The organism is Xylanibacter muris, assembly GCF_013166605.1.
GTDB classification, from domain to species: Bacteria; Bacteroidota; Bacteroidia; order Bacteroidales; family Bacteroidaceae; genus Prevotella; species Prevotella muris.
Window position 1 is genome coordinate 122,691 of the sequence record NZ_JABKKF010000005.1, and the last position, 13,691, is coordinate 136,381.

Here is a 13,691-nt window from a genome sequence, read left to right on the forward strand (position 1 = left end):
AACAGATGGAACAGGCTAACACGAACGGTTGGAGCGGACTGTTCGGTATGCTGGGATTAAATGGCATGGGCGACATCACGGGCAACCTCGGATATGTCATGGCCATGCTGCCTGATATTTTGTTGGGAGCGTTCACCGGCAAGACACAATCGTTACGCTTCGGGGACAACCTGCTGCCGATAGCGAGTATCGTGGCAGGCATATTTGTCCGTAACCCCTTGCTGAAGATGCTCCTTGTCGGGCTGGGCGGTGCGAACCTGCTGAACAAAGCCGGACACGAGGTTTTACAAGGGAGAGCGAAGGGAAAACTGAATGAGGATGCCGGGCACGATATGCAATACCGACGCTATGCCGATGAGCCTCTGAACCCTCGTATCGTAAACCCGATATTGCAAGGTAGTACCCTTATCACCACGATAGATCGTGTACCCTGCACCATCCAACTCACGCCGACCGTTGCGGATGCCTACCGTGCCGGTGCTTTGCCATTGAATACGTTGGCCAATGCCGTGCTTGCCAAAAGTGACCAGCTTCGCCGGATTGCATCGCAGAATTACGATGACGGACAGCAGGAAACCATCGTGCGCACGCGAGGCATCCAATAATTCCACGAACAATAAAAATATGATTATATGAAAGAAAAGTCACCAATCGAAAAGAAAGCCCAAGAGAAGCAAACAGACTTGCTGTCCAAGGCTTTGAGTGAGGCATCGAACGCCGGAGGGCACTGGCTGAACGCTTCGGGAAAGAAATTTCCACGCCTCTATCCGCAGGGTGTATCCGCCAGCCCGTTCAATGCACTGTTCATGGCGTTGCATTCGGACCGGTACGGATGCAAGACCAACCTGTTCACGCTCTACAGCGATGCCAAGACACGAGGCACAGCGGTAAGGGAACATGAACAAGGTGTCCCGTTCCTTTTCTACAACTGGAACAAATATGTCAATCGGAACAATCCGGAAGATACCATCGACCGTACTGCCTATCTTCAATTAAGCGAAGAGCAAAAAGCGCAGTTCAAGGGCATCCACAACCGGGAGATCCGCACGCTTTTCAATATCGACCAGACGACACAGCCATACGTGGACAAGGAGGGCTACGAGGAAGCGGTGGCACAGGACGGGACTGCCCAAGAAAGAGGCTACACAGAGGCGGACAACCGACGTCTGCGTAGCCGATTCAATGATTTTCTGCAGAAAATGCGGGACAATCTCGTTCCCGTGCGTTCGGATGGAAGCGGTATCCCTCATTACGAGACGGATAAGGATGCGGTCTATATGCCGCGTCAAAAGGATTTTGCGCATTACCACGACTATGTGCAGGAAGCGTTACGGCAGATCGTGAGTGCTACGGGACATCAGCAGCGGCTTGCACGGGAAGGCATGGTGATGAAAAACGGCATGGCTCCGTCGGAGGATGTGGTGAAATACGAACGTCTTGTCGTGGAAGTGGCTTCCGGAATCAAGATGCTGGAATTGGGGCTGCCTTCACGCTTGTCCGATGAAAGCCTTAAGACGGTGGACTATTGGTGTCGGGAGTTCAAGGAGAATCCATGCCTGACGGATGCGCTCGAAAGCGATGTGAACAATGCGCTCGAAGTCATCCGTAAGGCGGAACGGGGTGAGAAAATCGAGTATGCCACGATGCGCAACAGGCGGCAGACATCGACCATGCAGGAGCAGATGCCCAAGCACTATTTCGTGGCGAACGAAATCAGCCGCCATCCCGACAAAGAGGCGAAAAGTATCGTCCTCGTCATTGACCGGCAGAATAAATCTGCGGATGTCATCCTGCCAGCCGGAGCTTCCACAGAGACGGATAACGAGATTCCGGGCATGAACAAAGGACGTATCGAACGGGCTTTGCAGAAGGAGGGAGTCGAGCAGGTACATTTTTATAATAACAATGGTGCTTTGGGGTACAGACCCGATGACGGTTACTTCGCCGAGAAGTTGGTGACATTGGCCCGGTTGAAGAACCGCACGTTGGAAATGCTCTCCACGCTGGACGTTTCATCAGCCGTCAAACGGGCGAATGAGGTCGGTTTCGATGCCGTGCAAATGATTCAGGATGACAAGAACCGCTGGGCACTTTATATCAAGCCTGAAAACAAGAGCGGGTACAGCGTATATCCCGACAAGGAGGACGTGAACCGTTTTTTCTCCACGCTCAAGCAGGCGATGGATAACCTCGACAAGGTGCGCATGGAGCTGGCATACAAGTATTACGCTTTGGCAGAGGTCAAGCCCGACCTGAAAGTGGATTTGTTCGGCAGCCCGACATCGGAAATTGACCTGAACCGGATTCAGCGCGTGTCCGTCTTCAAGACCAAGCAGGATGGTATTCAGTGCGTGGCGACCATAGACGGACAGAAGCTGCAGCCCCGCAGCGTTACTCCGCAGCAATGGCAGCGGATGTGGGTGGCGGAGGACAAAAACGAATACAAACGACATCTGGCGGCTACATTGTTTGCCGATGTTCTGCAAAAGGGACAATCCGTCGGGGAACAGAGACAAGAAGAAAATGTACAACACCAGAATGAAACGGTGGTGGAAAATCATACGGAGGATACGAAAAACGAAGAAAATGTTTCCGTACAGCGTCAGTTCTGGGACAAACTCAAGGAAAAACATCCCGATGCCATGCAACTGATCCGCACGAATGAAGTGTACCGGCTCTATAATGAGGACGCTGTAAAGGGCGCAGAGATATTGGGAATCGCGATAAAGGAGAATCCGGAGCGTGGTTTTTCGTCTTTCGCAGAGTTCCCGAAGGAAGAGCTTGACAGCCACTTGCCCAAACTCGTGCGTGCCGGCCAGCGTGTCGCTATCTGTGAACAGGCCGCAGAGCAACAGGACATTGAGCAGGAAACCCATCGGGGGATTCGTAGATAAGGAGGGATTATGAGCAGAAATCAGGAATATGCACAGCAGTATGCGGAGTTTGCAATGGAACAGATGCGCCGGTATGGAATCCCCGCTTCGGTGACATTGGCGCAAGGAATTTTGGAGAGCAGCAACGGACGGAGCCGGCTGGCACAGAACGAGAACAATCATTTCGGCATCAAGGCTACGCCCTCATGGATTGCAGAGGGTGGCCGGTACGGTCTGTATTCGGATGACAAACCAAACGAAAAGTTTTGCAGCTATGACAGCGTGGGTGATTCATACGAACACCATTCCCGTTTTTTGAAGGAGAACAGCCGCTATGCCGGTTGCTTCAAGCTATCCCCGGACGATTACAAGGGCTGGACGCAAAGTATCGAGAAGGCCGGTTACGCCACTGGCGGCAGGTATGCCGAGAACCTGCAAAAAATCATCGAACAGAACGGCTTGCAGCAGTATGACCGGTTGGTCATGCAGGAGATGGTGGCTCAAGGCAGGGAGTTCGGTGTGGAGAACAATCCGCTCCGTACATCCGGGGAGGTGACGAATGCAAACGGCTACTCGTTCCCTGTCGAACGAAAAGAGTTCCTTTTCGTGACCTCACCTTTCGGTATGCGGCAAGACCCGATGGACGGCACGAAGCAAAAGATGCACAAGGGTGTCGATATACGGTGCAACGGTGACGCGGTACTGGCAACGGAGAACGGCGGCAAAGTTATAGCCGTCAATCACAATAAGAACACGCCCGGCGGCAAGTCGCTGACGATGGAATATGCCCGTGCTGATGGCAGCAAGGTACAATGTACCTATATGCACCTACGCGAGGTTTCCGTAAAAGTCGGTGATTCGGTTCAAGTCGGTGGGCGGCTCGGCATATCCGGCAACACGGGGACACGGACAACGGGTGAGCATCTGCACTTCGGAGTGGCAAACATTTATGCCGACGGAACACGCCGAGACATAGATCCTGCGGCGTATCTGGCGGAAATCGCCCAAAAGGGACAGCTCAAACAACAAATGCTGCATAACGGCAATGACCTGCTTGCCAAATATAAGAGAGCGGAAGCACCATCAGTTGAAAAGAATCTTTCACCCGACGAATGGATGAAGAAGCTGCTCTCCTCGGAGGACAGTGGCGTGGGCTTGTCAGGATGTAACGACCCGATTGTGGAAATGGCTATGACCGCTTTCGCCTCCCTTATGCTTCTGGCGACACAGATTGATAATCGGAACGAGGAAGAACAGAAAGCGGCAATATCGGCGGCGATGGACTCCCGGAACATCGACTTAATGCCGTTGTTACCGAATATGAAAAACTGCGACCTGACCATCGGCGAGAACGGCAAGGCCATTCTACGAGTGGATAATGGCGAACTGCGCGTCTCTCGTGAGCTGACTGCCGCCGAACTGAGCCGGTTATCGGCCACACTGAACAACCACACTCTTCCGGAAGAGACCAGACGGATGCGTGTAGCCGGTATGCTGAACACGATTATCCTGTCGGAGGCGGCCTCACAGAATTTCGAGCAAGGGATGTCCCAACAACAGGGTCAGACGGAGAACCTGAAAAGATAAAGGCATGGCGATATGATAAAATGCGTGATGATACAGCTATGCAAATGTCTGGCAGGGATTTCCATTCTTGCCCTGCACGTCCTGTTCTGCTATCATCTGTTCGGATGGATAGCGACGCTTGTTATCGTGGGCGTGCAACTGGTTCTCGCCGGATGGATAGTCTGGGCGATGATACGCGCTCCCGATTAGTTTCCATACACCACAGTTCAACATCAATAAACCCCATGTTTCACTTGTCGGATGATCCATGTATCATTAAAGACAGAAAAACAGATGATTAAATGTAATGTTACGGTATGCGGCATTATCGGCCGCGATGCGTCGATGCGCACGAATAAGGAGGGAAAGTCATTTCTGACCTTTCCGCTCAAGGTCATGGTTCCGGGAACGGGCGGCCAGAATATGAATATCGAGGTGGATGTCCGCAAGGACGGCAGTCAGGAAGATACCGCCGGCTATCGGAACGGCTCGCATGTCGAAGTGAGGGGTACGATGTATCTCAAACGCCGGGGTGAGAAACTCTATTTCAACCTTTTCGCCAATGAGGTGTGCAATGCTTCGGCGGATGACGCGGATGGAATCAAGGGCGAGCTGGTATTTCGCGGCAAGGTGGGTCAGAACATCGAGGAAAAAAGGGATAAGAAAGAACAGCCCTACACGGTGTTCTCGGCATTCAGCGCGGAGAAGGTTGATAACGGCTTCGAGTACCAGTGGGTACGCTTCTTCTGTTTCGGCTACGAGCGTGAAGAGTGGTTGCAGGCCGGTGTGAAGGTGGACGCCAAGGGGGAAATGAACCTGTCGGCACACAACGGTAAAATCAACCTGTCCTGCAAGGTGGAAGAGCTTGCCCAGCATGTATCGGATTCGTCTAACCACAATCAGTGACGCTTATGGCTGGGTACAGAAAAAAGAATGCCGACGGGCCTAACAGCGAAGACAAGGCTCTTGACCTGTTCGCGGAAATGATGATCGAGAAAATCGAGAGCATCCGCAAGGACTGGAAAAAGCCCTGGTTCACCGAGGGCGCGTTGCAATGGCCGAAAAATCTTTCGGGGCGCGAGTATAACGGCATGAACGCATTTATGTTGTTACTGCATTGCGAGAAAGAGGGATACAAAATCCCACGTTTCTGCACGTTCGACTGTGTGCAACGGCTCAATAATCCCGGCAAGGACGGAAAGGAACTGCCTCGTGTCTCCGTGTTGCGCGGCGAGAAGTCCTTTCCGGTCATGCTGACCACGTTTACGTGCATCCACAAAGAAACGAAAGAGAAAATCAAGTATGAGGATTACAAGAAACTCTCCGATGATGAAAAAAAAGAGTACAATGTCTATCCGAATATGAAGGTGTTCCGGGTCTTCAATGTGGCGCAGACCAATTTGCAGGAAGCACGTCCGGAATTGTGGAAAAAGTTGGAAGAGGAAAATGTGCGTCCGGCAATCGAGGGTGGCGAGCATTTCAGTTTCGCACCTGTAGATACGATGATAAAGGATAACCTTTGGATTTGTCCGATCACGCCGAAGCATCAGGACAGTGCCTACTACTCAATCACGAAGAATGAAATCATCGTACCGGAAAAAGAGCAGTTCAAATCGGGGGAATCATTCTATGGAACGCTTTTCCACGAGATGACGCACTCGACCGGTGCGGAAAGTGTACTCGACCGGTTCAAGCCAACTTCATTCGGTTCTCCGGAATATGCACGTGAGGAACTGGTGGCCGAACTCGGCAGTGCACTGGTCGCCCAACGTTACGGCATGACCAAGCATATAAAGGAGGACAGTTGCGCCTATCTCAAAGGGTGGCTCGATGAGTTGAAAGAATCGCCGCAATTCATCAAAACCACGTTGCTCGATGTGAAAAAAGCGGCCTCGCTGATTACGCAAAGGGTGGATAAGATTGCGCAGGAGTTGGAGCAGCACATCGGCGAGGAACAAGAGGTTGCCCCGAAAGAAAAGGTGTACTATTCTTCGGTGGTTTATCTCCAGTCCATCGATGACACGAGCCAACTCGACGAACTCAAGGACAAAGGGGACTATGAGGGATTGCTGACGCTCGCCAAGGAGTATTACGACGGCAACGGCATCAACGAGCAATACACGTATTCATCGCCTACGAACAACAAGGGTGACGACCTTCTTATCGAGGATAAGAATTTTGCCGTAGTGTACAATGGGAGTGTCGGAGGAACATACGAAGTGATGTTGAAATTCACGGAGCAGGAAGTTCGTGACCATATCCGGCGTTACGGTGTCGATCTTGCCGGAGAGATAATCAAAGAGGTTGCCAAGGATATGGCCGCAGAGCAGTTCTCCGCTATGGCACAGCAAAAGACACCGGCATTCGAGATGCCGAATGGTGACGTGCTGTATGTTGAATACAACCGGGAATCAGATACATTGGATGTAGGACAGGCTGCCAATGCAGGCATTATTGTTCAACATCGGTTTCCGTATGACCACAATGTCGAATTGGACGCCAACCTGCAAAAGGTAAATGAAAAGCTGAACGAGACGGAAGAATATCGGGAAGTGTTACAAGAGGCAGAATACAGCGGCGGAATGCGGCGTTAGAGGGCGATGTATAAGCGATGTGGAGCGGACTGTAAAAGTCTGCTCCACGTTTTTATAGCCTGCACCGATGCCATAGATACGATGCAGGCTGTTCATATTATTGGTTCAATAAGCAGTCAATCATTGACTGTAGGTCTGACAGGTCACAATATTGATTCCGTCCGCCGGTGTAGTCCTTTGCGTGCTTGGCTGTCCGTATAAGGAACGAACCGAGTTCGATTCTTACACCGCTGCCCATTCGGGAGAGGGTGGATGAGTGACTGATATAAACGAATTTACCGTTACGTTCAACAAAACAAGAGGTGTCGTAATGTCCTTTTGAATTGGATACCGTCGTTGCATCAACTGCTTTTGCATATTTGGAAATCTCACGCACCAAAGCGGTTTGGAAATTGCGGTATTCCTTTGAAACATAACTGCCTGCATCCGCAAGGACGGAAGATTGCCATTTGGTATAAAAATTCTGTGCCATATTGATTTTATTATTGATTATGTAAGTAATTTTTCCACTTCTCGCCGTCAATGGTCAGCTTTTTCAATTCCCAATCGTATTCCACTTCCGGCATATTGGTATAAGGGAAATGAACGGTATAGCCTATCTGTCCGTAAGAGCAATGCAGAGGGGTAACACAAATCTCCCAACCGAAATAAAGTTGCGGTGTGCAGTATTTCCGCCAGTCGAAACGACCTGCGGCAATATTGCCGCAAAGTCGTTTGAGTATGCCGTTTGTTGTCATTCCGCACCTCCTTTACTTAGAATTGTGAGTTGGTTCGGACGGTCAGGAAACCAATAGGCATCACTGTCTATATATACGCATCTGCCGCCATTCCAAGGCATTCTGAAAGCCAACACCTCTTTGGGACCGAATACCACTCCGTAATCATTCGTGAACGCCACCATATCGCCAACAGCCAAATCATTGTCTGTTTCCATCACCTCTGAAAGCCGGTTGAAAAACTCCATGCCTTCAGCTTCCCGTTCCGCTCTCCATTTCCGGAACTCCTCTTTGTGACTTCTCGGTGTGGGTATCGGTGATAATTCCGATGCAAATACTTCTGCTTCCGAAATGCCGCTTGAAATCAGAATAATGCTGTCACTATCCACTTCTTCAGGTGCGGAAATCACTTTATACTCTCCGTCAGACTTGCCATTGTCGGGGTCATTCCAATAAAGGAGATTGCCATTCTTGATGTAATCGTATTTACCCATTGTCTTTTGATTTGTTGATTTTTATTTTTCCCTTTTCTTGAAGCCTTTCGACTTCGCCCAAAGGGGGTGTTTCATGTGCGTTTCAAACGGAGGATGCAAGAACAATGGGCAAGGAACCGGAGATGAAATTTTATGAATACCGTAATCTGTGATTGCGGAAGGTTCCGTCAAATTTCATTTCAGGTAGCCGTAGCGATACTTGAACAGTGTTCGTCCGCCGTACCTTTGCACACGAAACAAGCTGGTGGCGCAGGTCGGGGCAACGAGAAGATTATACTGGTTAGAATCGGGGGACATTATGGATAAAAAGGTAGTGCAGTTGCCTACGGAGGCTCGATAGAGCATGATTATAAAAGGTGTCGGGCTACCCATACAGGATAGAATGAAACCACCCGTTGCAAAAACGGGTGGCTGTCGGATAGATATTGTTGGCAAATATCAGAAATGATAATCAATAACTCCCCCAATGTAAAGTATCGTACCTGGCTCAAGATTACAAACAAACTCCATGAACGCAAAGGATGGTTCGGCAAATGACTGGCATCCATCTCCGTCCAAATAGAAATGATAAGCGACATCCAAAGGGTTTTCGATTGCTTGTCTTAGATTATAGGACACACTCCATGTCAGCATATTTTCAGCAGTAAGAACTTCCGCTTTCTTCCGGATATTGGCGACATACTCCTCTTTCCATTGCTCTATACCGCCATTGTAACGCATAGTGTCTTCAGATAAAAGCTCGAACATACCTTTGGGTAGAGCTGAATTGACCAAATAGGCAATATCCTCTTTACGGCTTTCATCATCTATATCCGCACAATAATCGTAAAAACTGTTATCTCCTTGCTGAAGCGTGTCCTCATTCAGATAGTTGTTTTTTTCTATCTGCATTGTCGAAATTTGAAAAATCCTGCTGTGCATAATTTTGATGTTTAATTAGTTGAACATTGTTTTTATTTCCCTTTTCTTGAAGCTCTCGGCTTCTTGTCGGGATGATTTTTATGCAGGATACACAGAGGGGAAAGGACAATGAGACCAGTAAACAGTGAACGGGATGGAACGGAATACCCAAATCTGTGATTTGCGGAAGGCTGCCGGGAACATCCGGGAACCGTTAGCGCAGCGGTACTTGGCGACAGTCCGGACGCTGTACCTTTGCATATAAAATTCCACCGGCAAAGAGTGCCGATGGTGAGATAGAGATAGGGAAAAGACAGAATCGGAAGTATATAAAAGACAGTTCCTATATAAAAGGATTGACGGCTACGCAACAAGCAAAGTCTCTCCAACCTGTTATACGGATTGGAGAGACTTATGAAATAATGATTTGATGCTGAATGCGGTCTGCATACCGTCATTTCAGTTTCAGCATTTCTTCGAATCAGTCCGATACCGAAAATTCGTAGATGTTGCAGAAAGCATCGGGATTCTGGCTGTCCCATTGCTCGGTAATCGCAAGGATTTCCTCTACTGACTTGACGCATTGACCGCTGATTTCCTCGAACCATTTGAACATATCTTCTTTTTTAGAAAAATATTCCTTGTGCCAATTATCATCAGGCGTACATAGGTCGGCAATGTATTTGTCGGGAAAATATCTGCCTTCTGTATCGTTCGTCCAATATTCAGCCATGCCCGGTTCTTCCGACTGATAGAAATAGCGTAACGTCGGAAATTTCTTGCATACCAACTCGAAAGTTTCATCACACGGACACCAAGCCGTTTCTGTAGTGAATTTAAGAACATCGCCATCCATTTCGAGGTTACTCCAGTCTCCCCGACAACGGATTTCATTCCAATCTTCACCCAAAGCATCCACAAGGCAACCCAGCCATGTTGTTCCAAAACCGTTTGGAACGGACGGTTCTTTCCGTTCTTGTAATTCCATCATCAACTCGTAGAGATTTTTCACTTCTTTTGCATCGCCCTCTATGGCATACGATGCACTGCACCAATTCGGCATAAATGTAATTTTTAAGTTAGACTTTATTTTTCCCTTTTATCGAAGCTCTTTCGGCTTCCTTGTCGGGATTGATTTTTATGCTGAATCAACAGTGGGAAAAGGGCGAATAAGACAAATAAACAGCGGACTGATTCTACGGAATACCCAAATCTGCGATTTGCGGAAGGCTGTCGGAGAATCCGGATGCCGTTAGCGATAGCGGTACTTGGCAATCGGCCGAACACTGTACCTTTGCATACAAAATCTCACCGGACAAGAATAGCCGATACTGCGATTTGTGGAATAGCGAGGTACATAAAAAAGAGTGTCATTCCGCAGAACGACACTCTGGCTATTTATAACAGTTAATACAAAAGGTCTATTCCCCCTCGGTGAAAAACAGCTCCACTTTCGTGTGTCGGTTGGCTTCAACCGGTACATGGTCGGCTATTCCGCCTCTGCTCACCTTGATGATTCGTTCGACCGGAATACCGCGTCGTCCTAATTCCGCAATGATATAGTCTGCTCTCGACGTACTTAATGAATTATTGAGAACCGGAGTCCCCGTTGAACTGTCTGCCGCACCCGTTACTCTTACGGACAATCCGTATTTGTTCGCCACACGAGCCAGTTCATCGAGATTAAGCATCTGCGAGGCATCCGTCAAATGAACCGTATTCAGGTTGAAAAAGAAATAAACAGGCGAGCCGATACATTCTCCGACTTGCATGAGTTTCATATCTTCCGAATCGTTTATGGCCAATTCTTCGTGTGAGCGGTCATTATTGACATATCGGGTATTTGTCGAATCAAGTGGGGAAATACCGTTCCAGTGTCGATTTCTCATTCTTGCCATAAGTGAGTTCAGCCCGCTGTAATTATTCGTGGGATAACCTTGATGCTTGCCAATGTTCTCTTCCGTGATAAGACTGCCGTATTTGTCGAGTAGCCCCTCAATTTCTAAAATCTTCTTCAGTTCAATAAATGTCCGACGGTTCCGGTCGTTCAAGTCTGCATAACGCTTGTTTTCTTTCGATAGAAAGTTGGCATAATCCACGAGCCATTCGTTCTGACGGACGTAAGGCGTTGCGTCCACCGCACGTTTCCAGCCAATCTTTCCGAGATGAAATGTGAAGCCGGCTGTCAGCGACAGCATGTGATCACCGAGACGGTTCGGGTGTCCGTAGCCGTCGAAATCCTGAAAGGTGGTAGTGCCGGAAAGTTCCAGCATGGCACTTACCCGTCTGGAAATACGGTATTGTCCTTGCACCCCGTATGAGATAGCCAATGGGTTATGCCCGTTCGTGGCATTATGCAGAAGTCCGATTCCGGCAAAAGGTGCGAGATTCCAGCGCACTTGATCTTGCCGGGCATACCTGCGGCCGAGTACATTCCATAGCAAATCCGCATGGATATGGTGGTAGTCCTGAGTGGACAATGCACCATCCTTGAACTGCAAACCGCTGTAGTTGATACGTGCACCGACCGATGGCGTAAACCATTTGCCGACGGCAAGGCTGTACGAGGGTTTCAGGCGTCCGAAAAGGTCTTCACAACCGAGTGGCGTACCGAGAAATGCGGTCGTACCTCCGGCAATGCTGACAAACCAGTTGCCGGTACGGGACATCGGAAGAACCACTCCGTCGAGATGGACGGGTTGCATCGGTTGAAGTTCCTCCGTGATATTATAGAATGAGGGAGGTTGGACAGTATCTACCTGTACGGAGTGTACACCTGCGTGTGCCTGAAACGAGCAGAGCACAGCGAAAATAAGAATGAATTGTTTCGTCATATTCCAATGATTTTATTCGTTATACTTTTGATTTATCGTAAGATGCGTGCCACTTACCGTTTGGGCTTTTTGCCGATGGCCGGACGCATCATGCGGCTCGCCATCCTCATGCAGCGGAGTGCCCATGCACGGTTGTCCTCGTCCTCGTCACGTCCCCATTTCAGGTCGCTTTTACTGCCTCCGCCGCCACGAGTTTCGGCAAACGTGGTGGCATCATCGACCATCCCGAGGAACAACATCGTTGCACAGTGCATTATGTCTGCGCCCCGTTCCGCGATGGATTGAACGAGTGAGCCGTCGAATAGCTGCCGTTCCGACACGTCCATTTGTGCCGATACATTCCGGTATTCACCGACCACACTTTCCAACAATACGTCTTTGAGCAGGGTGTCCACTTTGGAGTGAACATCACGCGAATACTTGTAGGCTTCTTCCTTGAGTTCTTCGGTACGATCCTTAATGGCATCCATGTTCTCCTTGAGGTCGGTCAGTTGCCGGTCAGCGGCCTGTAGCTTCTGTTGTTTGTCTGCCAGTTGTTTGTTGATGCCTACCAACTCTTTTTCCAACGTTTGAATCCGGATTGCCAACTCTGCCGCATTACCGCTGTTCGCTTTCAAATCCCGTTCGGCTGCCGACAACAGAGCCTCTTTTCCCGCTTTTGACTTTTCAAGGTTATCGACCATTGTCGTAAGCCCTTTGACCCTGCGCTCTGCCAGACGGATGTCCGATTGAAGTTCGGAGAGTGCCTTCCGGTGACGGTCGATATTTTCCTCGATGGTTGTACACTCCTCGGAGAGCATACGGCGATACTCTTCGGTTGTCCTGTGGCGTGCGCCCGTTTCGGATATGCTCGTTCCTCTCGACATTCCCCATTTCGTATTGACTTCGGCGAAAAAGTCGGTATGGAGCTGTTTCATTCTCGCACTATATTCAAACTTGTCCTTTCCGGCGAATATCTCCTTGTATGCAAAACGGCCATCCTTAATTGGCAGAAGCGTACAATGCACGTGCGGATTCAACTCGTCCAGATGTACAATGAATGCGGCGATATTCTGTTCACCGTACTTGCCACTAACGAATGAGTACACGTCCTTTGCCCAACGTTCGATGTCACCCTCCCTTCTGATGCGTGTGTTGTCCGCACCTTCTTCAAAGTCCACCTGCTGCGTACCGAATGCGAGTTCGTGCATTCGTTTACGAGATCCGCCGAAAATGATATTTACCACCGTGCGGAACTTCGGTTCAGCCAATCCTTCGTTGGGGTCTTTGATTCCGCGACGGCTCAATATGTCCGCCATCCGTTCCGGGATGTTGCGGGTCGTGTCGATGGGACGTATCTTGCCTCCGGGTGCAATCTCGAAGTTCAGGTGTTTGCGCGTGGGGTCGTAGTTGCCTTTGCTCATGGCGTATTTCTCCGCACGTTCGCTACGATCACGCAGATGTTCGTTGCTTTGGGCGGCGGTGATGCCTTTCGACACATGCACATCGAGCACTTGTTTCTGATTTGTCATACTGTTTTTTGTTGTTGCGGACAATCCGCCGTGTCCCAGCTTGCTGCTTGTATGGACACTGCTCCCGCCGACGAATGTCGGTCGGGGTATTAGGCTCCCCCTTCCCTTTGTTTCGTGGCATACGGGCAAGCCCGTGTGTCTCCTATAACCGGCAGGATACCTGTAACGGGACAGAGGCGGATTGTTCGAGGTTATACAATCTG

12 protein-coding genes and 1 pseudogene are annotated in these 13,691 nt (G+C 49.6%); 6 read left to right on the forward strand and 7 right to left on the reverse strand.

Annotated features, from left to right (window positions below; all coding sequences use genetic code 11):
* Positions 1–8: 8 nt before the first annotated feature.
* From HPS56_RS13535 to HPS56_RS06905, 6 genes and pseudogenes are all read left to right on the forward strand, one after another.
* Positions 9–605: pseudogene (locus HPS56_RS13535) on the forward strand (hypothetical protein); the annotation flags it as partial.
* Between the two features lie 27 nt (positions 606–632).
* Positions 633–2,894: a MutS N-terminal domain-containing protein gene (locus HPS56_RS06885; RefSeq protein WP_172275431.1), complete on the forward strand. Its 2,262-nt coding sequence runs from the start codon at positions 633–635 to the stop codon at positions 2,892–2,894.
* A gap of 9 nt (positions 2,895–2,903) precedes the next feature.
* A complete protein-coding gene (locus tag HPS56_RS06890; RefSeq protein WP_172275432.1) occupies positions 2,904–4,460 on the forward strand; it encodes a glucosaminidase domain-containing protein in 1,557 nt (518 codons plus the stop codon).
* Between the two features lie 12 nt (positions 4,461–4,472).
* Positions 4,473–4,649 (forward strand): hypothetical protein, encoded by a 177-nt coding sequence (locus tag HPS56_RS06895; protein WP_172275433.1) that lies wholly within the window; start codon positions 4,473–4,475, stop codon positions 4,647–4,649.
* Positions 4,650–4,733: 84 nt separating this feature from the next.
* A complete protein-coding gene (locus HPS56_RS06900; protein WP_172275531.1) occupies positions 4,734–5,345 on the forward strand; it encodes a hypothetical protein in 612 nt (203 codons plus the stop codon).
* Positions 5,346–5,350: 5 nt separating this feature from the next.
* Positions 5,351–7,033, forward strand: coding sequence for a zincin-like metallopeptidase domain-containing protein (locus HPS56_RS06905; RefSeq protein ID WP_172275434.1), 1,683 nt, complete (start codon positions 5,351–5,353; stop codon positions 7,031–7,033).
* A gap of 97 nt (positions 7,034–7,130) precedes the next feature.
* On the opposite strand, the gene HPS56_RS06910 is transcribed toward HPS56_RS06905, so the two are convergent.
* The 7 genes from HPS56_RS06910 to mobV form a co-directional block, all read right to left on the reverse strand.
* Positions 7,131–7,505: a hypothetical protein gene (locus HPS56_RS06910; protein WP_172275435.1), complete on the reverse strand. Its 375-nt coding sequence runs from the start codon at positions 7,503–7,505 to the stop codon at positions 7,131–7,133.
* A gap of 10 nt (positions 7,506–7,515) precedes the next feature.
* A complete protein-coding gene (locus HPS56_RS06915) occupies positions 7,516–7,770 on the reverse strand; it encodes a hypothetical protein (RefSeq protein ID WP_172275436.1) in 255 nt (84 codons plus the stop codon).
* Positions 7,767–8,243, reverse strand: coding sequence for a hypothetical protein (locus HPS56_RS06920; RefSeq protein ID WP_172275437.1), 477 nt, complete (start codon positions 8,241–8,243; stop codon positions 7,767–7,769). The genes HPS56_RS06915 and HPS56_RS06920 overlap by 4 nt, the downstream gene beginning before the upstream one ends.
* Positions 8,244–8,681: 438 nt before the next feature.
* Positions 8,682–9,164, reverse strand: a complete 483-nt coding sequence (locus HPS56_RS06925; RefSeq protein WP_172275438.1) for a hypothetical protein — start codon at positions 9,162–9,164, stop codon at positions 8,682–8,684.
* Positions 9,165–9,624: 460 nt separating this feature from the next.
* Positions 9,625–10,206, reverse strand: coding sequence for a hypothetical protein (locus HPS56_RS06930; RefSeq protein WP_172275439.1), 582 nt, complete (start codon positions 10,204–10,206; stop codon positions 9,625–9,627).
* Positions 10,207–10,564: 358 nt separating this feature from the next.
* A complete protein-coding gene (locus HPS56_RS06935) occupies positions 10,565–11,977 on the reverse strand; it encodes an OmpA family protein (RefSeq protein WP_172275440.1) in 1,413 nt (470 codons plus the stop codon).
* A gap of 53 nt (positions 11,978–12,030) precedes the next feature.
* Entirely contained in the window at positions 12,031–13,488 is a 1,458-nt protein-coding gene (mobV, locus tag HPS56_RS06940; protein ID WP_172275441.1) for a MobV family relaxase, read from the reverse strand.
* Positions 13,489–13,691 lie beyond the last annotated feature (203 nt).